The sequence below is a fragment of the Ancylobacter sp. GW821-FHT10E12 genome (assembly GCF_058809335.1).
In genome coordinates, this window is the sequence record NZ_JBXASN010000006.1 from 267792 (window position 1) to 289451 (window position 21660).

The 21660-nt window shown below is 66.8% G+C and carries 22 protein-coding genes and 1 pseudogene; 2 read left to right on the forward strand and 21 right to left on the reverse strand.

The window, feature by feature from the left end; genetic code table 11:
• The first annotated feature begins 134 nt into the window (after positions 1-134).
• A complete protein-coding gene (locus tag AC1RU4_RS10515; RefSeq protein WP_492891016.1) occupies positions 135-1151 on the forward strand; it encodes a LysR family transcriptional regulator in 1017 nt (338 codons plus the stop codon).
• On the opposite strand, the gene AC1RU4_RS10520 is transcribed toward AC1RU4_RS10515, so the two are convergent.
• The 10 genes and pseudogenes from AC1RU4_RS10520 to AC1RU4_RS10565 form a co-directional block, all read right to left on the reverse strand.
• Positions 1148-1885: an aspartate/glutamate racemase family protein gene (locus AC1RU4_RS10520; protein WP_492891017.1), complete on the reverse strand. Its 738-nt coding sequence runs from the start codon at positions 1883-1885 to the stop codon at positions 1148-1150. The genes AC1RU4_RS10515 and AC1RU4_RS10520 overlap by 4 nt on opposite strands.
• 44 nt (positions 1886-1929) lie before the next feature.
• Complete coding sequence (locus AC1RU4_RS10525) at positions 1930-2757, reverse strand: SDR family NAD(P)-dependent oxidoreductase (RefSeq protein WP_492891018.1); 828 nt, start codon at positions 2755-2757, stop codon at positions 1930-1932.
• A gap of 15 nt (positions 2758-2772) precedes the next feature.
• Complete coding sequence (locus AC1RU4_RS10530; protein ID WP_492891019.1) at positions 2773-4071, reverse strand: NAD(P)/FAD-dependent oxidoreductase; 1299 nt, start codon at positions 4069-4071, stop codon at positions 2773-2775.
• Positions 4068-5015, reverse strand: coding sequence for an ABC transporter ATP-binding protein (locus tag AC1RU4_RS10535; protein WP_492891020.1), 948 nt, complete (start codon positions 5013-5015; stop codon positions 4068-4070). The genes AC1RU4_RS10530 and AC1RU4_RS10535 overlap by 4 nt, the downstream gene beginning before the upstream one ends.
• Positions 5012-6004 (reverse strand): ABC transporter ATP-binding protein, encoded by a 993-nt coding sequence (locus AC1RU4_RS10540; RefSeq protein ID WP_492891021.1) that lies wholly within the window; start codon positions 6002-6004, stop codon positions 5012-5014. Before AC1RU4_RS10540 ends, AC1RU4_RS10535 begins: the two co-directional genes overlap by 4 nt.
• A 12-nt stretch (positions 6005-6016) precedes the next feature.
• Positions 6017-6865, reverse strand: a complete 849-nt coding sequence (locus AC1RU4_RS10545) for an ABC transporter permease (protein ID WP_492891022.1) — start codon at positions 6863-6865, stop codon at positions 6017-6019.
• A complete protein-coding gene (locus tag AC1RU4_RS10550) occupies positions 6862-7845 on the reverse strand; it encodes an ABC transporter permease (protein ID WP_492891023.1) in 984 nt (327 codons plus the stop codon). The genes AC1RU4_RS10545 and AC1RU4_RS10550 overlap by 4 nt, the downstream gene beginning before the upstream one ends.
• Positions 7846-7908: 63 nt before the next feature.
• Positions 7909-9534 (reverse strand): ABC transporter substrate-binding protein, encoded by a 1626-nt coding sequence (locus tag AC1RU4_RS10555; RefSeq protein WP_492891024.1) that lies wholly within the window; start codon positions 9532-9534, stop codon positions 7909-7911.
• Between the two features lie 34 nt (positions 9535-9568).
• Positions 9569-11905, reverse strand: a complete 2337-nt coding sequence (locus AC1RU4_RS10560) for a molybdopterin-dependent oxidoreductase (RefSeq protein ID WP_492891025.1) — start codon at positions 11903-11905, stop codon at positions 9569-9571.
• A 221-nt stretch (positions 11906-12126) separates the two neighbouring features.
• Positions 12127-12357, reverse strand: a pseudogene (locus AC1RU4_RS10565) (integrase core domain-containing protein); the annotation flags it as partial.
• Between the two features lie 6 nt (positions 12358-12363).
• Between AC1RU4_RS10565 and AC1RU4_RS10570 the strand changes: the two are divergent.
• A complete protein-coding gene (locus AC1RU4_RS10570; protein ID WP_492891059.1) occupies positions 12364-12567 on the forward strand; it encodes a hypothetical protein in 204 nt (67 codons plus the stop codon).
• Positions 12568-12687: 120 nt separating this feature from the next.
• Here AC1RU4_RS10570 and AC1RU4_RS10575 read toward each other — a convergent pair whose 3' ends face one another.
• The 11 genes from AC1RU4_RS10575 to AC1RU4_RS10625 all read right to left on the reverse strand — a co-directional run bounded on the left by AC1RU4_RS10575 (position 12688) and on the right by AC1RU4_RS10625 (position 21351).
• Positions 12688-13575 (reverse strand): MBL fold metallo-hydrolase, encoded by an 888-nt coding sequence (locus tag AC1RU4_RS10575; protein WP_492891026.1) that lies wholly within the window; start codon positions 13573-13575, stop codon positions 12688-12690.
• Positions 13576-13623: 48 nt separating this feature from the next.
• Complete coding sequence (locus tag AC1RU4_RS10580) at positions 13624-14241, reverse strand: glutathione S-transferase (RefSeq protein ID WP_492891027.1); 618 nt, start codon at positions 14239-14241, stop codon at positions 13624-13626.
• Positions 14242-14293: 52 nt separating this feature from the next.
• The gene (locus AC1RU4_RS10585) at positions 14294-15076 is read right to left on the reverse strand and encodes an alpha/beta fold hydrolase (RefSeq protein ID WP_492891028.1); all 783 of its coding nucleotides are present in this window, start codon (positions 15074-15076) and stop codon (positions 14294-14296) included.
• Positions 15073-15549 (reverse strand): nuclear transport factor 2 family protein, encoded by a 477-nt coding sequence (locus tag AC1RU4_RS10590; RefSeq protein ID WP_492891029.1) that lies wholly within the window; start codon positions 15547-15549, stop codon positions 15073-15075. Before AC1RU4_RS10590 ends, AC1RU4_RS10585 begins: the two co-directional genes overlap by 4 nt.
• A gap of 28 nt (positions 15550-15577) precedes the next feature.
• Entirely contained in the window at positions 15578-16321 is a 744-nt protein-coding gene (locus tag AC1RU4_RS10595) for an ABC transporter ATP-binding protein (protein ID WP_492891030.1), read from the reverse strand.
• Positions 16318-17070: an ABC transporter ATP-binding protein gene (locus tag AC1RU4_RS10600; protein WP_492891031.1), complete on the reverse strand. Its 753-nt coding sequence runs from the start codon at positions 17068-17070 to the stop codon at positions 16318-16320. The genes AC1RU4_RS10595 and AC1RU4_RS10600 overlap by 4 nt, the downstream gene beginning before the upstream one ends.
• Positions 17067-17945 carry a branched-chain amino acid ABC transporter permease gene (locus AC1RU4_RS10605; RefSeq protein WP_492891032.1) on the reverse strand — a complete coding sequence of 293 codons (879 nt, stop codon included), beginning with the start codon at positions 17943-17945 and terminating at the stop codon, positions 17067-17069. The genes AC1RU4_RS10600 and AC1RU4_RS10605 overlap by 4 nt, the downstream gene beginning before the upstream one ends.
• On the reverse strand, positions 17942-18811 hold the full coding sequence (locus AC1RU4_RS10610) for a branched-chain amino acid ABC transporter permease (protein WP_492891033.1): 870 nt from the start codon (positions 18809-18811) through the stop codon (positions 17942-17944). Before AC1RU4_RS10610 ends, AC1RU4_RS10605 begins: the two co-directional genes overlap by 4 nt.
• Positions 18812-18815: 4 nt before the next feature.
• On the reverse strand, positions 18816-19928 hold the full coding sequence (locus AC1RU4_RS10615; protein ID WP_492891034.1) for an ABC transporter substrate-binding protein: 1113 nt from the start codon (positions 19926-19928) through the stop codon (positions 18816-18818).
• 78 nt (positions 19929-20006) lie between these two features.
• The gene (locus AC1RU4_RS10620; protein ID WP_492891035.1) at positions 20007-20678 is read right to left on the reverse strand and encodes a 3-oxoacid CoA-transferase subunit B; all 672 of its coding nucleotides are present in this window, start codon (positions 20676-20678) and stop codon (positions 20007-20009) included.
• The gene (locus tag AC1RU4_RS10625; RefSeq protein ID WP_492891036.1) at positions 20671-21351 is read right to left on the reverse strand and encodes a 3-oxoacid CoA-transferase subunit A; all 681 of its coding nucleotides are present in this window, start codon (positions 21349-21351) and stop codon (positions 20671-20673) included. The genes AC1RU4_RS10620 and AC1RU4_RS10625 overlap by 8 nt, the downstream gene beginning before the upstream one ends.
• Between the last annotated feature and the right edge of the window lie 309 nt (positions 21352-21660).

Below are 21660 nucleotides of genomic sequence, written 5' to 3' on the forward strand. Positions count from 1 at the left end.
ACGCACCAAACGGGCCGCCATGCAATTAACTGTTTCTCCCGCGGCAATGATGCGACCCGCTTCGTCATGGAGGCGGGCACTCGCCTATGCGATGATCGGCTGTAGAATCCGCGACATGGGGTGAGCGCAGAGTCATGGCCGGCAAGATGGAGACGCGGTCCGCGACGGCCGGCAGGCCGGAGGGCGACAGTCCTGTCCAGAAGCAGAGCCTTGCCTTTAATCCCGATCGACTCGGCCTGATCATCGCCTTCGTGGCTGTGGCGGAGAAGCTCAGCTTCGCCGAGGCGGCGTCCTTCCTCAACCAGACGCCCTCTACCGTCAGCCGCAAGGTCTCGCGCCTCGAGGAGGCGCTCGGCGTGCGTCTGTTCAACCGCACGACCCGCAGCGTGGCGCTGACCGAGGCCGGGCGGCTCTACCACACTCATTGCCGTACCCTGCTCGACGAGCTCAGCGAGGCCGATGCGCTGGTCGCGTCCATGAACCAGGAGCCGCAGGGCACGCTGCGCGTCAGCCTGCCGGTGGCCTTCGGGCATCTGCACATGTCGCGGCCGATTGCAGCTTTCCTCAAGCGCTACCGCAAGATCGCGATCGAGGCCGAGTATTCCGACCGCTTCGTCGACATCATCAACGAGGATTTCGACCTCACCATCCGCATCGGCAACCTGCCGGATTCCTCCATCGTCGCCCGCAAGCTCACGCCGAACGACCGCGTGCTGGTCGCCTCTCCCGACTACATCGCCCGCTTCGGCGCCCCGGAAACGCCGGTGGATCTCGTGCACCATCAATGTGTGCGCTATAGCCTCTACAAGTCCGCCGGCAACGCCTGGCGGTTCCGCAAGGGCGCGCGCACCGAGACGGTGAACATCACCGGCGCCTTTCGCTGCGACAATTCCGAGGCCGTGCGAGAGCTGGCCGAAGAGGGGCTCGGCATCGGCCTTGTCGCCGGCTATGTGTGTTACCGGCAGATCGCCGACGGCACGCTGGTGCGGGTGCTGCCAAACTGGACGACGGTGCCGGAATCCAACATCTATGTGTGCTATTCGAGCGTGCGTTTCATGACGCAGAAGGTGCGGCTGTTCTCCGACTTCCTGATCGAGCATTTCCGCGACGCGCCCTGGATCGACACGTCCGGGCAGGGCGGCGGGAACTAGTAGCCCCCTTCATAGGCCCGGCGCGTGCAGGCCGCGCGCACATGATCGATCATGGTGAGGAAGTCGAATACCGGCAGCCTGGTCGCCTGCTGCACCGCCTGCGAATAGAGCGGCAGGTTGGAACATTCGAGCAGCAGCGCGCCGATCCGCGGATGCGCGCGCACCAGTTCGCGCGCCACCCACACCGTCTCGGCCCGCACCTTGTCGGTATCGAGCTCGCCCTCCTCGTTGAGGATGGCGCTGCGAAAGCCCGGCTGGTCCTGCATTCCCGCGATACGCACCGGGCGAGTCGGATGGGGGAAGGCACGGGCGAGCAGGCCGGCATGCAGGCGCGGGGCGTTGGCGCAGACGATCCCGATCTCCCGCCCCGGCGCCAGCAGCGCATCGATGAAGGGCAGCTGCAGCAGGCTCGACATCATCACCGGCACCGAGACCGCTGCCGCGACCTCCTGCTGGTATTCAAGCATGTAGCCGCAGTCGGAGGTGATGGCCTTCACCCCCTCGGCCTCCAGCGCCTTCGCCGCCGCGACAACCGCCTGTCCCGCCGAAGCGTCCGCCTGGTCGATCAGGCTCTCGATCGTGACGTCCCGCACCGTGTGATACAGCACGGGGTAGTCGTAGCTGTAGGCATTGCCCACATCCCCCGGAGGGAAGGGGTTGGAGCAATACATCATGATGATACCGATATCGTGGCCGTAGCTCTGAGCCTGCGGGCGGACGCGATAGAGGGGCAAGGTAGTCGTCTCCGGGAGGGGTTGCTGCGGCACGGGCGCTCGTCTCAGGCGCCGGCTTTCACCTTCTTCTCGGCGGCGAGCTTCATCATGTAGCGATAGGGATCGCTGTTGAAGACGGCGCCGCCGGAGACCAGCAGCTTGGCGCCGGAGACATAGGCTGCCTCGTCGCTGGCCAAATAGACCGCCGCGGCCGCCACGTCCGAAGGCTGGCCGATGCGGCCGAGCGGGTAGAAGGAGGCGCGGTCGGCTCGGATCTCGTCGGTGGTAAGGAACGGCGCGGTGAGCGGGGTGTCGACCACGCCGGGCGCGATGGCGTTGACGCGGATGCCGTATTGCCCGAGCTCGATGGCGAGCGTCTCGGTGATGTGGTTCAGCGCCACCTTGCAGGCGCCATAGCAGCCCTCGCCGCCCGGCGCCGGGTTGAAGGCGTCCAGCGAGCTCATGAGGATGATCGAGCCGCCCTTGCCGGCGGCCTTCATCAGTTTGCCGGCAACTTGCGCACCATAGACGAATGAGACGAGGTTGAGGCGCAGCATGGCGTCGAGGGCGGCGTCCTCGACGTCGATCCAGTCGCACATGGCGCCGTCGATGAAGCCGCCGGCATTGTTCACCCACACGTCGACGCCGCCGAAGGCCGCGACCGCAGCTTCGCCCAATGCCTCCATCGCCTTCTTCGAGGTGACGTCGGTCACGCAGATCGCCGCCTGCCCGCCCTTGGCTTCGATCTCTGCCTTCAGGCTCTCGAGATCGGCGAGGCCGCGCGCCGCCGCGACGATCTTCGCCCCCTGCGCGGCATAGGTGGTGGCGATGGCACGGCCGAGGCCCTTGCCGGCTCCGGTGACGACGCAGACCTTACCTTCGAGAGAGAACATGGGTTTTTCCCTGGCTCAGATGAATAGAAACGTGTTGCGATAGAAGCGGATCGCCGCGTCATAGCTCGCGCGCGCGAGCGCCCGGTGCGGATAGGGGCGCGGGGCGGAAAGCGGTAGCGGCAGCTCGATCGGCTCGCCCAGGGCGAGCTTCGCCAGCATGGTGCCGAAATAGGTATTGGGGGCGATGCCGCGGCCGTTGCAGCCGAGCGTGGCGAGGAGGCCCGGTCGCGGCTCGACCAGATGCGGCAGCCGCTCGGGCGTCTGGCCGAGCCGGCCGGACCAGCGGTAGCGCCATGGAAAGGAAGGCGCATCGGGAAAAAGGAAGCGGAGCGCCCGGTCGGCCCATCCCGTCGAGGCGGGGTTCCTCGGCAGGAAGCCGATGCAGCCGACCATCAGCCGGCCCTCCGGGTCGTAGCGAAAGAACAGCGGCACCTTATGGGTGTCGTAGAGGGAGTGGCCCTGCGGGAATATCCTTGCCCGCCATTCCGCCGGCAGTGGGTCGGTGGCGAAGCCGAAGGCGCCGAGCGGCATGACTTCCTCGCGCAGCTCCGGCACCAGATCGCCGCTATAGGCGTTGGTCGCCAGGATCACCTTGTCGGCGCGAATGATGCTTGCCCCCACCCGCGCGCGCCATCCGGCGCCGTCCGGCGTGAGCTCGCTCACTGGCGTGCCGGTGGCGATGGCGAGGCCGCGCCGCGCGGCGACGGTCGCGAGGCCGCGAATATAGGCGAGCGGCTGGATGGTGAAGCCGCGCCGGTCGAGCAGCGCCGCCTGGTAGCGCCTTGAGCCCGTCATCGCTTCGAGCTCGCGCCCCTCCACCATCACGACGTCGGCGCCGAGCTTCTGCCACGCTTCGGTCTGTGCCCCCAGGAGGCGGGCGGCGGCTCGCGAATGCGCGGCACGAATGATCGGCCTGTCATCCGCGAAGCAGGCAATCGCATGCTCGGCGATCAGCGCCCGCACCATGTCCGGCGCCGCGCCGAGCTCGGCGACGAAGCGACGGCCATATTCCGGCCCGAGATGGCGGGTGATCTCCTCCGGGCCGAGGAACTGGCCGGGATTGACCATGCCGGCATTGCGGCCGGTGGCGCCGGCGCCGATCGCTGTCGCCTCGACCAGTATCGCCCGCGCCCCGGCCCCGGCGAGCCGCAGGCCGGCGGTCACGCCATTGAAGCCGCCGCCGATGACGAGCACGTCGCAGCGCTGCTCGGCCTGCAGGGTCGTTACGGGTGGCGGCGGGCCGCCGGTGGCGCTCCACATGCACTCTTCCAGCGGCGGCTCGGCGCCGGCGAGGAGCGGGAGGTCGAGCGTCATGCGGCCGCTCCTGTGAAGGCGGTCATCTCCTCGGCGCGGTGGCAGGCGGCGAAGTGCCGTCCCTCGATCTGCCGCAGGATCGGCATGTCGGCGGCACAGCGGTCGATCACCAGCGGGCAGCGGGTACGGAAGCGGCAGCCGCTCGGCGGCGAGAGCGGGCTCGGCAGCTCTCCCGCCAGAGGCGCTTCCGGGATGCCCTCCTGCGTGGTGGCGACGAGGGCGCGGGTATAGGGATGGCGCGGATGCCGCCACACCTCCTCGGCCGGGCCGCTCTCGACGATGACGCCCAGATACATCACCGCGATGCGGTGCGAGACATAGCGGACGACGTCGAGATCGTGGGAGATGAACAGATAGGAGAGCGAGCGCTCCTGCTGCAATTCGACCAGCAGGTTCAGCACCTGCGCCTGCACCGAGACGTCGAGCGCCGAGACCGGCTCGTCGCAGACGATGATCGCGGGCTCCAGCACCAGCGCCCGCGCGATGCCGACACGCTGGCGCTGGCCGCCCGAGAGCTGGTGCGGCAGGCGGTCCGCCAATTCCGGCGACAGGCCGACGCGGGCGAGCAGGTCGCTCACCTTGGCGCGCCGCTCCGCATGGCTGCCGACGCGGTGGACGGAGAGCGGCATCTCGACGATCTCGCGCACGCTGAGACGCGGATTGAGGCTGCCGAACGGATCCTGGAATATCATCTGGATCTGCTTCGACAGCGCGATGCGCCGGCGCGGATCCGTCTTGGTGCCGTCGATCACGATATCGCCGGAGTTCGGCGGGTTGAGGCCGGTGACGGCTCGGGCGAGCGAGGACTTGCCGCAGCCCGATTCACCGACGAGGCCGAGCGTCTCGCCCGGTGCGATCTCCAGATTGACGCCGGCGACGGCGTATACCGTGCCGCCTGGCGTGCGGTGCTCGACCACGAGGTCGTTGATGAGAAGCCCGTTCACGCGACGCCCTCCCCCACCAGTGGATGAAAACAGGCCACCGCGCGTCCGTCCCGCTGCGTGGTGGTGGGCGGCGCCTTCGTGCACACATCGGTGCCGAAGCCGCAGCGGGGCGCGAAGGAGCATCCGGGGGGGCGGGCATCGGGCGCCGGCACGGTGCCGGGAATCTCGCGCAGCTTGTGACGCTCGGCGACGAAGCTGCCATGGGGACACGCCTTGAGCAGGCCCTCGGCATAGGGATGCACCGGTGCGCGGAAGACGTCGGCGACCTTGCCGGTCTCGACGATGCGGCCGGAATACATCACCGCCACCTCATGGGCGAGCGCGCGCACCGAGCGCAGGTCGTGGGTGATGAACAGCATGCCGAGCCCGAACTCGCGCTGGAGAGAGGCGAGCAGGTCGAGCACCTGCGCGGAGATGGTCACGTCGAGGGCGGTGGTCGGCTCGTCGGCGAGGATGAGCCGGGGATTGCCGGCGAGCGCGATCGCAATCATCACCCGCTGGCGCATGCCGCCGGAGAGCCGGTGCGGGTATTCGCCCAGCCGCGAGCGCGCGGCGGGAATGCCGACGAGATCGAGCAGCTCCAGCGCCCGCCGACGCATCGCCTCGCCGGCGAGGCCGGTATGGAGGCGGATCGATTCGGTGAGTTGGCGCTCGACGGTGAGCACCGGGTTGAGCGCGGTGAGCGGGTCCTGGAAGATCATGGCGATGCGCCCGCCGCGATAGGCGCGCAGCTGGCGCTCCGGCAGCGCCGCCAGATCGGTGCCCTCGAAGAGGAGGCTCCCGGCGGTGCGGCACATGGCCTGGGGCGGCAGCAGCCCCATGATGGCGAGCGCGGTGAGCGACTTGCCGGCACCGGATTCTCCGACCAGCGCCAGGGTCGTGCCCGCCTCGACGGTGAAATCCACCCCGTCGATGACCCTGGCTCCGTTGCGCAGGGCGACGGTGAGGCCGCGAACGGCGAGCAGCGGCGGGGCAAGGGAATCCGTCATCTCTTCGCCCTCCTAGCGTTTGCGGAAATAGGGGTTCAGCGCATCGTTGATGGCATCGCCGAGCAGGTTGAGCGCCAGAACGGTGAGCACGATGAACAAGCCCGGAATGATCGAGATGTACCAGGTGGTGCGGATCGAGGGCCGGCCGGAATTGATCAGCGTGCCCCAGCTCATCACGTTTGGATCGCCGAGGCCGAGAAAGGAGAGCCCGGCCTCGGTGATGATGGCGGTAGCGACCAGCACGGCGGTTGCGACGATGACCGGGGAGAGGCTGTTGGGCAGGATCTGGGTGAGGATGATCCGGGCATGCGACATGCCGACCAGCCGGCAGGCATCGACATATTCCATCGCCCGCACCCTGAGCACCTCGGCGCGTGTCAGCCGGGCGATCGGCGGCCAGGAGACGGTGGCGATGGCGAGGATGATGTTGAACAGCGAGGGAGAGAGGATTCCCACCAGCACGATGGCGAAGAGGAAGCCTGGAATGGTCTGAATGGTATCGGTGACGCGCATCAGCGCCGCATCGGCCTTGCCGCCGAAATAGCCGGAGATCGAGCCGACCGCGATGCCGATGACGAGCGCGCAGGCGGTCGCCACGAAGCCGACCAGCAGCGAGATGCGCGAGCCGTAGAAGATGCCGGCCAGCATGTCGCGCCCGAGCGGATCGGTACCGAAGGGCAGGCCCTCGCGGGCGCCGGGCCACAGATAGGGCCGCGCGACGAGGGCGAAGGGCCCCCTGGGAAAGACGACCCCGGCCGTTGCCGCCATGGCGAGAATGGCGAGCAGGACGACGAGGCCGATGAGCCCTGCAGGCGAACGCAGCACGCGGCCGGCAAGGGTGGCGGGACCGAGGAGGCTCATCGGACGAGGTTCACGCGCGGATCGAGGAGGGTGTACAAGACGTCGATGGCGAGGTTCACGAAGATCGTCACGAAGGCGCAGACGATCAGAATGCCGAGGATCAGTGGATAGTCGCGCTGGAACACCGCGTCATAGGCGAGCCGGCCGATGCCAGGCAGGCCGAAGATGGTTTCGGTGAGCACCGCGCCGCCGAACAGTTCCGCCACCTGCAGCCCGACCATGGTCACCACCGGCAGCAGCGCGTTGCGAAGCGCGTGGCCGAGGATGACATGGCTGGTCGACAGGCCCTTGGCATAGGCGGTGCGGATATAGTCCTGATCGAGCACCTGCAGCATCGAGGCGCGGGCGAGGCGCGCGTAGATCGCGATGTAGAAAAGCGACAGCGACACCACCGGCAGGATCATGTGCTGGACGATGTCGAGCGCGGTTCCGAAGAAGCCCTGGTCGACGCCTGGCGTGGTGAGGCCGGCGAGCGGCAGCCATTTGAGCTTCACGCTGAAGATCAGCACCAGCGCCAGACCACTAAGGAAGATCGGCGTGGCGTAGAACAGCAGCACGACCATCGAGACGATGATGTCGAACGGGCGATGCGCATGGCGGGCGCTGACGACGCCGGCGAGTGTGCCGATGAACACCGCGACGAGCACGGAGCAGACCACCAGCAGCGCCGTCGCCGGCAGGCGCTGCAGGACCAGGTCCAGCACGTTGGTGGAATTGCGAAAGGAATAGCCCAGGTCGCCCTGCACGATGCCGCCGACATAATGATAAAGCTGCGTCAGCACCGGCTGGTCGAGCCCATAGCGGGCGCGCAGCTTCGCCATCAGTTCTGCATCCATGTCGCCCTGCTGGCCCGCCATGATGTCCACCATGTCGCCGGGAACCAGCCGCAGCAGGAGGAAGCTGCCGACGATGATCAGGCAGATCACGATCAGCGACTGGAGGCATCGGGTGCGCAGGTAGCGAAGCATCGGGGCGTTCAAGGGCCGTCTCCCATCAGGAGCGGGACGCGGCGGCCCAGAAGGCCCTCCGCGTCCCGAACAGCGTCACTTCTTGGGCTCGACCCACACGGTGGCGAAATTGCCATAAGTGCCGTGGGCATCGATCGTGTAGTTGTGCACCCGCTTGTTGGCGACGGTGACGCTTTCGACGGCGACCAGCGGCAGGGTCGGCAGATCTTCCATGGCGAGCTTCTGGAAGTCGAGATATTCGGCCTTGCGCTTTACCGGATCCATCTCCGCCGCGGCGGTCTCGAGGATCTCGTCCATCTTCGGGTTCACGTAATGCGAGCCGTTGGAGAAGCCGACTCCCGGCTTGAAGCTCTTCGACCAGAAGGTGCGCTGCGTGCCGATCGTCGGGTCGGAACCGCCGGTGAGCAGGTTGACGGTCATCTGGAAGTCGCGGTCGGTGTAGACGCGCTTCACGAAGCCGGCGAAATCCTCGGTCCGCACGTTCAGCTCGATGCCGACCTCGCGCAGCGCCTCGCGCATATAGGCCGCAATCTGGGACTGGAGGTCGCCATAGGGCAGCGGATCGACGGTAAGCTTCAGGCGGATGCCGTCAGCATCCGGCTTGTAGCCGGCCTCGTCGAGCAGCGCCTTGGCCTTGACCGGGTCGAAATCGTACTTCGGCACGCCGCTGGTGTCGTAGAGCTGGGTCAGGTGCGGGTGTAGCGGCGTGTTCGCCACGAGACCGTAGTCGAACAGGATGTTCTCGACGATCCACTTCTTGTCGATGGCGTGGGCGATCGCCTTGCGCACCCGGATGTCCTTCACCACCGGGTCGTCGAGGTTGAATTCCATCATCGAGACTTCGTTCTGGAATTCGTAGCCCTTGGTGGTGGCGACGAACTCGCCCTCGTTCTTCAGCCGCTCGATATCCGACGGCGGGATGAGGCTCTGGTTGACGATGTCGGCCTCGCCCGATTCCAGCATGGCGGCGCGGGTGGCCGCATCGGGCACGAAGCGGAAGACCAGCTTGTCGAGATAGGGCTTCGACTTGTCCCAGTAGTCCGCATTGCGCTCCAGCACGAGATTGTCGCCCGGCTTGAAGGAGACGAGGCGGAACGGTCCGGTGCCGACCGGCTTCAGGTTAGCCGGGTTGGTGGCGATGTCGGTGCCCTTGTAGAGATGGGCGGGCAGGATCTGGGTCTGCTGGGCGGCCAGGCTCTTCAGCATGCCCGGCGAGGGCTTGGAGAGCACGAACACCGCAGTGTTCTCGTCCGGCGTCTCAACGGCGGTGACGTTGCCGAAGATGGTGCGGCCGCGCCCGTGCAGCACCTTCCAGGCATTCATCGTGGTGTAGGCGACGTCCTCGGAGGTGAAGGGCGCGCCGTCGTGCCACTTCACGCCCTTGCGCAGGTGGAAGGTCACGCGCAAGCCGTCCGGGCTCACCTCGTAGCTCTCGGCGAGCTGCGGGGTGATGTTCATGTTGAAGTCGTAGGTGAACAGGCTGTCGGAGATCTTCGACGACACGACCTGCTCGGCACCCGCCGTGGTGATCGCGGAGGTGAGGATCTGCGGGGCCGGCGAGATCACCATGGTCAGGACGCCGCCGCGCACCGGCTCCTCGGCCCGCGCCAGCGGGGCGACGAGCGCGGTGGCGCCGAGAACGGTCGCCAGGGACGCGGCGGTGAGGCCGGCCCGAACGAGCTTCAATGCACTGGCTCTCATCTGTCTTTTCTCCTCTGGTGGTTCTTGCGGAGGCTCAGCGCGTCGCGCGCGCCGGCGCACGGAAGGGACGTTCAACGAAGGGGGGTGGCGCGCCGACGGTCAGTTCCGGCAGCGGCGCGTTGAAGGCTTCGATCTCGACGAGGCAGCTCAGCGCCGAAGATCCCTGCGACAGCGACGATGTGCCGATGTCGTGGGTAAGTACGTTCGGGTTGCCATGGGCGTCGAGACTGCCAGGTACGCCGGGATGCACCGGGTCGAACCAGGCGCCGGTCGCCATCTGCACCACGCCGGGGCGTACATCCTGCGACAGCATCACCCCGGCGAGACAGGCGCCGCGATCGTTGAAGACGCGCACAATGGCACCCTCCTTCAGGTTGCGGCGGGCGGCGTCGGCGGGATGGATGCGGATCGGCTCTCGGCCCTTGATCTTGCTCGCTTGGCTGACGCCGACGACATCCATCTGGCCGTGGAGACGGGTGCGAGGCTGGTTGGTGATGAGATGCAGAGGGTAGCGCTGTGCCGCCGCGGCTCCCCTCCACTCTCGCGCCGGGCGCCACACCGGATGGCCGGGGCAGTCGGCATAGCCAAAACCATCGATGGTGGCGCTGAAGATCTCGATCCGCCCCGATGGGGTGGCGAGAGGGCGGGCGGCGGGATCGGCACGAAAGTCGGCCAGCAGGTTGAAGGGCTCGTCCGTTGCCGGGAACTCGAGCATGCCCTGTTCCCAGAATCGATCGAAGTCGGGAACCGCCAGCCCTCGCTCGTTCGAGGAGATCCGGGCGTCCTCATAGAGCTGGCGCAGCCAGGCCATCTCGTCGCGGCCCTCGGTGAAGGCATCGGCGCAGCCCAGCCGTTCGGCCAGCGCGGTGAAGATGGCGTAGTCGTCTCGCGCCTCGGCGAAGGCCGGTACCGCCCGCTTCATCGCGATCATGAAACGGTCGGAGGAGGAGGTGCCGATGTCGTTGCGTTCCAGCGTCGTCGTCGCCGGAAACACGATATCGGCGCGGCGTGCCGTCGCCGTCCAATGGGTTTCATGGACGATGATGCTGCGCGGCGCCCGCCACGCCAGTTGCAGTCGGTTGAGGTCCTGATGGTGGTGGTAGGGGTTGCCTCCGGCCCAGTAGACCAGCTGGATTTCCGGGAAGGAAAGTTCGCGCCCGTCATAGGCGATGGTCTCGCCCGGCCGCAGCAGCAGGTCGGTGACCCGCGCCACCGGAATGGCGAGGCCGACAACATTCTTGCCGGTCGGCAGCAGCGGGGTGCGGAAGCGCGGCACCGCATTGCCGATGCCGTTCATCGATCCGTAGCCGAAACCGACGCCGCCACCGGGCAACCCGATCTGGCCGATCATCGCCGACAGCGCCACGGCGGCGAAGAAGGGCTGCTCGCCGTAGTCGCTGCGCTGGAGCGACCAGTTCAGCGTGATAAAGCTGCGATGGGCGACGAGCTGGCGCGCCAGCGTGCGGATGTCCTCCGCCGGAAGTTCGCAGATGCCAGCCGCCCAATTGGCATCAAAGCCCGCGCCGGCGCGGCCGGTGAGCAGATAATCGGCGAAGCGCTCATAGCCGGTGGTGCAACGGTCGAGGAAGGCCCGGTCGGCGAGGCCTTCCGTTACCAGCGTGTGGGCGAGGGCCAGCAGCAGGGCGGTATCGGCGCCCGGGCAGATCGGCCACCATTCGCAGCTCGCATCCTCGATATCGTCGCGCAGCGGACTGACATTGACGATGCGCCGCGCCCGACCGGCGAGTTCCGTCACCCAGCGTTTCTGGACATGTTCGCCGCAGCCGCCGGATTCCACCTGGGTGTTGCGGTGCGGCAACCCGCCGAAGGCGAGCAGGATCTCGGTATTCTCGGCGATCGCCCGCCAATGGGTGGTCGGACCGTACAGGAACCGGTTGTCGCCGACGATATGCGGCAGCAACACCATGCCGGCGCCGAAACTGTAGTTGTTCACCTGCTCGACGCAGCCGCCGAAGGCGTTGAGGAAGCGCTTCACCTGCGTCTTGGCGTGGTGGAACCTCCCGGCGCTCGACCAGCCGTAGGAGCCACCGAAGATCGCCTGGTTGCCGTGGTCGCGCTTGACCCGCGCGAGCTCGGCGGCGGCGAGGTCCAGCGCCTCGTCCCAGCTCACCTCGACGAAGGGCTCGGCGCCGCGCTTGGCGGTGTCGCTGTCGGGACCATTCTCGAGCCAGCCGCGGCGCACCGCCGGCCGGCGGATGCGGGTCGGGTGGTCGAAATAGTCCTTCATGCCGGCGAGCAGCGGGGAGGGATCGGCATCGCGCTCGAAGGGACGGATATCCGTCAGGCGGCCATCCTCGACGCCAGCCCGAAACGCCCCCCAATGCGAACTGTGCAGCACTGCGCCCGCCATCGTCCCGCCACTCTCGCCGGGGCTGGGCGAGGAAAGCCCCCTCCGACCGGTTGAAGGGAGCGTATCGAGATGACCGCCCGTGCTTAAAGAGACAGGCCTGCAATTCATTCGTGCCGCAAATGCACCAATGCGAGGCAGGATGTACGAATGGCTAATTCCTGGGCAGCGCAGCGCCTATCGACGGCCCGAAGCATCGAGCGCCGGGACAGGGCGACGACGAGGCGTGCGTGAGTGTAGTCCTCCTTCCATGAGCGGATCGCCGCGCGGGTCTGCGGCAGGTTCGAGAACAGGGTCTCGTTCAAGCATTCGTCCCGGAAGCGGCCGTTGAAGCGCTCGACGAAGCCGTTCTGCATGGGCTTGCCGGGGGCGATGTAATGCCAGTCGATGCCCGTCTGCCGGCACTATTTGAGGCCCCCCATCGAGGTCAGCTCGGTGCCGTTGTCGGAAACGATGGTCGGGTGCCGGTGATCTCCGCGGTCGACGGGGCGCCCAGATGCCATGTGGCAACCGGCTTCAGCGGGCAATGCTTCGGCTTCGGCCCCAGGGCCGGCAAGCTTGCGGCCGATGTTGTCACCAGCGCGCCAACCTTGGTCGATCCGGCGCCGTTTCGTTTTTCGCGCTTCTTCGACGGCACCCGGCACGAGGCGGCCGCCCGAATCTGATCGCTTGCGGGTCTCGGTCGCCCGGACCACGCAACTCTAACCCAGAATCACGGCCATGGCCGCGAACAGTAATTTCATTGTTCTCCTCCGCCTTCTTGTTTGTGACGGCACATCGCGAACTCAGGGCGTCCAGACCGCCGGCTCGAACGCGTAGCCTTCGCCCTGGCGGCGGATGTACCCGCAATGCGGGGCGCCGAAATGCATCGGCATGATCAGGCTGCCGCGTGCCGCTTCGCGGGCGAGCAGCGCCGCGCGGGTCTTTCGCGCCACGTCCGGCAGGATGCAGTAGGTGGTGTTGAGCGTCGGGTCGACGATCTGCGCCGGACTGTGCATCACATCGCCGCTGAAGAGCGCTTCCTCGCCCTGCGAGCGGATACGGTAGGTCTGATGGCCGACCGAATGTCCCGGCGCCGCCTCGATGGACAGCACATCGGCGATCTCGCCATGGTCGGGGATGAAATCCACCAAGCCGGCTTCCATTATGGGGCGGATGCTGTCCTCGAACGCCGCATCGATGATCGGGTCCGGCGCCCTGGCAAGCGCATGAACATAGTGATCATAGTCGAGCCTGGGCATCAGATAGCGCGCATTGGGGAAGGTGGGGACCCAGCGTCCGTCGCTCAAGACGGTGTTCCAGCCGACATGGTCGCTGTGCAGATGCGTGTGCACCACGTGGGTGACTTTGTCGGGACCGGCGCCGGCTGCCTCCAGCCATGGCAGCACGAGCCCGTTCAGCTTGTTCATTCGTGCCGCCGCACGCGGCTTGTGGTTCCCCACCCCGGTGTCGACGATGATGACGTTGCCACCGGCATGCACGATCCACAGCTGGATGGTGACGATGAGCCGGTTCATTGAAGGAATGTAGTGGTACGGCGCCATCCAGTCCGCATTGTCGCGGAGCAGGTTCGGCTTCATGTCCGGAAACAGGAAGGCGGGGTCGTGAGTCGGCGCCGCATATTCGAGGAGTCGGGTGACGCGGACTTCGCCCACCATGCGCGATTGGATCATCGGAGGTCTCGGCAGTTCGAACAGCGGAAGGGAAAGGGCTGGCAGGCGTCAGGAATCGTCCACGACCGGATTGGCCTGCACCGAGGGCCGGCTCAGGAATTGTGCGTGCCAGGCGGCGAGCGCGGGATGGCCCTTGCGCCAGTCGAGGAAGGCGAAGCGGAAGTCGAGATAGCCGAGCGCGGTGCCGATGGTCAGATGGCCGATGTCGAACGGCCGTTCGGTGAGCAGCGCGACATTGGCTTCCATGTGTTCCAGCACCCGCTCCACCTTGCGCGCATTGGCGGTGACGAGGTCCTGCGACTGCAGGCCCTCGCCGCGCAGGCGCTCGATGAGCCACAGGAGGCCGAGATCCATCAGCCCGTCGCCGAGCGCCTCATTGCGCAAGGCAATGAGCCGCTCCGGCCATGCCGCCGGAAATAGGCGGCCGTGATTGTGGCGGGCGTCGAGATATTCGCAGATGACGTGGGAATCATAGACGGCCGTCCCGTCGTCGAGCACCAGTGTGGGCAGCTTGCTCAGCGGATTGTCGTCCATCAGCTCCTCATGCGCCTTGAAGGGCGAAGCGACGGTACGCACGCAGGTGACGTGATCCTGCATCCCCATTTCGTGGATCGCGATCATGACCTTGCGCACGAAGGGGGAGCGGGGCGACCAATGCATCTTCATGGTCTTGAACTTTCCGTTTCGGGGACCGAGGCGTTCGTGACGCCTGTCGCATTCAGGAGGTCTGCCAGAAGGCGTGGAGCTGGCCGGCGAGTTCCTCGGGGGTCTGGTGGGCCATCACATGGCCGCCGGAGACGGTACCGAACCGCGCGCCATAGACCTGCGCGGCGGCGGTACGAATGAGTTCCGGCGGCCGGAGCGGGTCGAGCTCGCCGGCGAGCATCAGGGTGGGGCAGCGTATCGCCGCGAGCGCCGGTCCGGCGTCGAGTTCCGCCAGCATCCGGTAGGTCGCCGCATAGCTGGAGGGGTCGTTGCCGAGCCAGCGGGCCCGGTAGACGGGAAAGCGGCCGTCGCGGCGCAACGGCTCGGCATAGGAGAGAGCAAGCTCGCTTTCCGAGAGCCGGGCCATGCCGCCCGCCTCGAAGCTGTCCGCCCGGTCGCGCACGGCGGCCCGCCGTTCGGCGGCGATGCCGAGGGCGGGGCCCATAAGGGTGAGGCGCCCCACCCGTTCGGGATGCCATGCCGCCAGGTACAGGGCGACGGCACCGCCGACCGCCATGCCGCCAAGATCCACCGGCTCCCGGATATCGAGCGCGTCGAGAAGGGCGACGAGGTCGCCGACCATCTCGTCCATGCTTGCGGTGCCGCGCAGCTTCGCGGCCCCGCCGAAGCCGCGCATGTCGTAGCGCAGCACCCGCCGCCCGCCACCCACATGCGGCATCAGCGGTTCCCAGCTCTCGAGCGTGCCACCCATCTCGTGGATGAGCACCAGCGTGACGGGGCCGTCGCCGTCGAGGCGGTATCGCGTCGCCCCACCATTGATCTCGATCCAGTTCATGGCGCGACCTGAATGGCCGGGGCACGTCCGGGAAAGGGGCGTCCTGCCCAGCCCTCGCTGAGAGGGGCGAGGAAGTAGAAGGTGATCTTGCGCGAGGCGAAGCGCCAGCGACCCTCCACCCGGCGAAGGACGTCGTCGTAATGCCCGGCCGAGACGTAGGATACGCCCTTGGTGGTCGACAGATATTCCATCGAGATGCGGCCGGTGGCCGTATCGCCGTCGATCTCCACGGTGCCGTTGGTGCAGAAGTGCCAGAAATCCTCCGCGAGCTTCGGCACACGCTGGCTGAAGAACTCGCGGATCTCCTCGTGCCCCCGGACGGCTTCGAGGCCCTCGAAGACCCCGTCCGGGGTGAACAGGTCGACGAACTCCTCCCAGCGGCATTCGTCCAGCAGGTGACAGTAGCGGGCTCTCAGCTGGGCGATCTCCAGCTGGTCTTCGACGAGCCTCAGGCGTTCCTCGATCGTTTTCATTCTTGGTCGTCCGTGTTTGGGCGTCGGCTCAGAACAGTGTCAGCAGCTTGGCATGGTCGGCGAGGTCGGCGGGCTTGCCCTCGTAGATCATGGCGCCGGACTTCATCGCCACGACCCGGTCCGAAACCGCGAAGGCCTCGCCCACATTCTGCTCCACGAGAAGGATCGACATGCCGCGCTCCTGCTGGATGACGCGGATGGGATCGAGCAGGTCCTGGAACAATTTGGGGGCGAGGCCGATGGATGGTTCGTCGAGCAGCAGGATGCGCGGGCGCGACAGCATGGCCCGGCCGATCGACACCATCTGCTGCTGGCCACCGGAAAGCTGCCCGGCGCGCTTGCTCCAGAAATCCTTGAGCCGCGGCAGGATTTCCAGCACCTCGTCGATCCGCGCGCGCCCCTCGCCAGCGGCGAGGCTGGCCGACCACAGGGCAAGGGTGAAGATCTCCTTCACGGTCAGCCCGGGAAATACGCCACGGCCTTCGGGGACATAGGAAACCCCCTTGCGAGCCATGTGGCTGGGATGGGGCACGAGCGGCACGCCCTCCAGCAGGATCTCGCCGGAAACCGCCGGGTGCAGGCCGAACAGTACCTTGAGAAGGGTGGACTTGCCGGCGCCGTTATGGCCGATGAGGCAGAGCACCTCGCCGCTGGCGAGCGTGAGGTCGACCCCGGAAAGCACTTCGCGCCCGCCATAGGAGGCGTGCAGACCGCGTACGGCCATGGCCGGAGCCAGGGCGGCGGTATCGGGCATCTTGAAGGCCATGTTCATTCCCTGCGCTCCCCGAAATAGACGGCGATGAGCTCCGCATTGCCGAGGATCTCGTCCGGCGCACCCTCCGCGAGCTTCTTGCCCTGGTCCAGGAAGGCGATGCGGTCGGCGAGCTCGGTGACGATGTCGAGATTGTGCTCGATGAGGCACACCGTCACGCCGGCGGCGGTGGCGTTCTTCACCAGCTTGACGAAGCGCGCCCGCGAGGCCGGGTCGAGGCCGGAGGCCGGCTCGTCGAGCAGCCAGATCGGCGCGCCGGTGGCGATGATGCGCGCCATGGAAAGGAACTTGGTTTCCGCATAGGAGAGGTCCACCGCCCGTGTGCGTGCGAGGGATTCGAGCCCCGTCGCCGCGAGCGCCTCCTCGACGCGCCGCTTGCGCTCCGCCGAGCCCGGACGGCCCCCCGGCTGCCACAGCCAGGACACCGGCTCGATGGATGCGAGAACGTTGTCGTGGACGCTCATGGAGCCGAACAGCCGCAAGTCCTGGAAGCTGCGGGCAATTCCCTTGAGGGCGACGGAGTGCGGTTTGAGTCCGAGAATCGGCTCGCCTTTCAGTTCGACCGTTCCGCGATCCGGCAGGAGATGGCCGGTGATGAGGTTGAAAAGCGTCGTCTTGCCGGCCCCGTTCGGTCCGGCGAGCGCCGTCACCACGCCCTGCCGCAGTTCGAGGGTAACGTCCTGAACGGCCGCGAGGCCTCCGAAACTGCGCGAGATGCCGCGCGCCGAGAGAAGGATGGGCGTGCTCATCGCGTCCCCCGCGACAGGCCTACGAGGCCGCTCGGACGGAAGATCATCAGCAGCGTCATGGCCGTTCCATAGATGAATTGCTGCACGGTGCCGATCTCTGTCGACGGGATGAACGGCAGGAAGGACAGGGCGGCCGGCAGGCTCAGCAGGGCGATGACACCGATCAGCGGACCGGTCAGCGTGCCCGCTCCGCCAATGATGACCATGGCCATCATCACCACCGACTGTTCGAGCGTGAAGCTCTCCACATTGACGAAGGCCATGTGGAAGGAGAACAGCGCGCCGGCGATGCCGACGAAGAAGCAGCCGACCACCACGACGAGGGTCTTGAGAGCCCGTACGTCCTTGCCGAAGGCCTCGGCGGCGCTTTCGCTGTCGCGCAGGGCCATGAGGGAGCGGCCGAAGCTGCCTTTCATCAGCGTGCGCACGGCCCCCAGCGTCAGCACGAGGCAGACGATCGCCAGCCCCAGGAAGGCATCGGGAGAGGTGAAGTCGAAGCCGAGGACACGCGCCGGCGGAATGCCCACGAGGCCGCCGACGCCACCGGTGAGGCTGTGAGCCTCGGCGAAGATGGTGGTGGCCATCATCTGCAGGCCGAGCGAGGCGGCGACGAAATATTCTCCGCGCACCCGGAGCGCCGGCAGGGCGAGGCAAAGCGAAAGGGCCGCAGCGATCAGCGCAGCCGCGAGAGCCGCCACCAGGAAGTCGGCGGTGACCAGGAGGGCCACCTGCGCGGCGGCATAGGCGCCGATGCCGAAGAACATGGCATGAGCGATGGAGAAGATCCCGGCATAGCCGATCAGCAGGTTGAGGCTGGTGGCGGCGATACCGAAAATGGCGATCAGCGTCGCCAGATTGACGAGATAGGGGATCATCGCGCACCCGCCCTTCCCATGAGCCCGTTGGGCTTGAACAGGATGAAGCCGAACAGCACCACGAAGCTCGCCGCCTGGCTCCACTGCGTGTCGACGACGCTGACGACGAGGTTCTCGACGAGGCCCAGCAGCAGGCCGGAGAGAGCCGCGCCGCGGATGCTGCCGATGCCGCCCACCACGGTCGCGGCGAGCGAGACCAGCATCACATGCGCGCCGTCCGCCGGCTGGATGCCCGTGGTGATGGTGGTCAGCACCGCACCGGGAACCGCCAGCGCGGAGCCGAGCACGAAGGCGAGGGCCGAGAGCCGTCGCGCCGAGAGTCCGTAGGCGCGCAGCAGTTCCGGGTTTTCGGACAGCGCGCGCAGACCCAGGCCGGCATTGGTCCTCTCCAGCAGCAGGCTGACCGCCGAGAACACGGCGATGGCTACGCCGATCGCCACCCAGAAGACGGGAGCGATGTAGAGGCCCGGCAGCACTTCGCTCACCCGCGTCAGAGGCAGCGAGACGGTCGCGAAGCCGCCGCCGAAGGTGAATTGGATCAGCGCCTGCATGGCGATGCCGGCACCGAAGGAGGCGACGAACACCGTGAAGAACGAGCCTTCATGCTTCTGGATCGGCCGGTAGACCAGCATGTCCATGAACAGGCCGAAGGCCACGGCGACGGCGAGTGCCACAAGGCCCGCCAGCGACCAGTGGAGGCCGAATTCCATCGCCTCCAGAAAGGCATAGCCCGCCAGGATGAAGGTGGCCCCGTGGGCGACATGGAACACGCGGGTGGCGCCGAAGATCAGTGCGAAACCCGCAGCCGTGAGCGCGTAGAGCATCCCTGTCTGAATGCCCGCCACGGCCAGCTGAATGATGAGCATCGGATCAACTCACCTTCTCGAACTTGCCGTTCTGGACGCGGTTCAGCTGCGTCTGCATGTCGACGGCGCCTTTGGCCGAGAAGGTCACGCGGCCACCGACGAGATCGAAACCTCCACTGGAGACCGCCTCGCGCAAGGTTTCGCCGTTCACCGGCCTGCCTTGCTTCTCCAGCCGTTCCAGCAACTGGGCATAGAGCAGGACGGCGTTGTAATAGTTCTGGGCGTAGGTCGAGGGATCGCTCTTGTACTTGGCGCGCCAGCCGTCGACGAAACGGCGGGTGACGGGATCGCCGGCGTTCCAATCGGCGACCTGCGAGGTGAAGAGCAGGCCGTCGGCTTCCGGCAGCGAGGCGACCGAGGGCGTGCCGCCGATCGAATAGGTCATGATCGGCTGGGTGAGGCCATTGTCCCGCAGCTGCTTGAAGATCTGCGTCTGCTGGGTGCCGAAGCTCGACACATAGATGAGGTCGGGATTGACGGCGCGGATCTTGGCGATGATCGCCGAGAACTGCTGGGCCGAGGGTGCCGTGCTGTAGGCCTCCACCAGCGAAGCGCCGATGGAGGGCAACCCTTCGGCGAGGCCCTTGCGCATGGCGTTGCCGATCGGATCGTCGAGATAGATCAGCGCCACGCGCTTCACGCCGTGCTGGGCCATCCACGTGAAGGCCGTGGGCAGTTCCTGGTCGGCGAGGGGGATGACGTTCCAGAAATAGGGCGAGAGGCCGGCAAGGTCCGGCCCGACGCCGCCGCCATTGACCATCATCACCTTGGCGCGGGTGGCGATCGGCTCGGCCGCCTTGGCGACGCCGGTGACGCCGACCAGCACATAGGGCGCCTTGTCGACATTGACGAGCTTGGACATGCCCACCGCGCCGCCCTGCGGCGTGCTCTGGCTGTCCTGCGCCTTCAGGACGATGGGCCTCTTCAGGCGCCCGTCCGCGGCGACGTGCTCGAGCGCGAGACCGGAGGCGGAGGTATAGACCGAGCCGAGCTCGGACAGCAGGCCGGTCATGGGGAAGAGGGTGCCGAGGACATAGGCATCCTCCTGCGCCCGCAGCATGGATGGAGTGGCGAGGCCCGCGAGGGCGCCCGCGAGAATGGAGCGGCGTGTGAGCATGTTGGAGTTCCTCCCGTAGGCATTGTTGTTGGTGGCGCGCCTTCTGGTTCGGGACGGATGGGCGCTGCCAGGTTTTCGTCAGGTCAGGATGGGTGCGGCGGTCGCCTTCTGCAGCTCGGGGAGAGTGAGACCGTCGATCATCTCGACCAGCCTAAATCCCCCGGACGTGACGTCCATCACGGCAAGGTTGGTGTAGATGCGCGCCACGACCCCCGGTGCGGTAAGAGGATAGGTGCAGGCCTCCACCAGGCGGGGCGTTCCGTCCTTTGTCGTATGCTCCATCATCACCCAGACGCGCTTGGCGCCGAGGGCGAGGTCCATGGCCCCGCCGACGGCGGGTGCCGCGTCGTTGGTCGACGTCGCCCAGTTGGCGATATCTCCGTTGGAGGCGACCTGGAATGCGCCGAGAACGCACAGGTCGATATGCCGGCCGCGGATCATCGCGAAGCTGTCGGCCTGGTGCATCAGCGCGGCGCCGCGCAGCAGGGTCACGTTCTGCTTGCCGGCATTGATGATGAACGGGTCGATCTGGTCGGCCTCCGGCGCCGGGCCGAAGCCGAGCAGGCCGTTTTCCGACTGGAAGATGATCTCGCGGTCGAGCGGCACATGGTTGGCGATGAGCGTGGGAATACCGATGCCGAGATTGACGTACCAGCCTTCCGGGATGTCGGCGGCGGCGCGCATGGCCATCTGCTCGCGCGAGAGGGGATGGATCGCCGGCGCTTCGGCGAGGATGGCCTGGTCACGCATGGGGCGCCTCCGCCGGATGATGGAGGATGCGGTCGACATAGATTCCGGGTGTCACGATGCTCTCCGGGTCGAGGTCGCCGAGGACGGCCGTGAGATGTACCTGGGCGACGGTGAGGTGGGCGGCGGTCGCCATCACCGGATTGAAGTTCCGCGAGGAGGCCCGATAGGTGAGGTTGCCCCAGCGATCCGCCCGCCAGGCCTGGATGAGTGCCACGTCGCCCTGCAGTGCGTGCTCGAGCACATAGTCACGCGTGCCGATGCGCCGGGTCTCCTTGCCGTTGGCCAGCAGCGTGCCGGTGGCCGTGGGCGTGTAGAAGGCGGGAATGCCGGCGCCGGCCGCGCGCAGCCGCTCGGCCAGCGTGCCCTGGGGCACGAGTTCCAGCTCGAGCTTGCCGGAACGGTACAGCTCCTCGAAGATGACCGAGCCGGGGATGCGCGGATAGCTGCAGACGAGCCGGCTTACGCGGCCGGCGGCGAGCAATCGCGCCAGGCCGACCTTGCCGTAGCCGGCATTGTTGGCGACGACCGTGAGCTGCGAGGCGCCCTGCTCGATCAGGCCTTCGATGAGCAGGTCGGGCTGACCGACGGCGCCGAAGCCGCCGACGAGCACGGTGGCGCCGTCCTTCACGCCGTCGAGCGCCGCGGCAACCGAGGAAACGAATTTATCGATCATGGCCTCCCACCCAGATAGCTGCGGAAGGATGCGATCATGCTGCCCTCCCGTTTCCTATTGTCCGTCTATCGGACTTTTGTCCGTATAATAGAGAATAGAGATTGCCGGCTGTCAAGAAATCAGATGGGTGCCACGGTGCGTGGAAATGAGATTTCCGCGACAGAAATGTCCGTCAGTTGGACAAAAGTCCAATGAGTGGTAGATTTGGCCGATTTTGGAAGATGCGCCTGCAGCGTCGGCCCGAGAGGGGCGGCGCGGCTCCGGTGCGGCCGGCCGGGTTCGGGCGGGCGAGTTTGGAATGAGTATTAC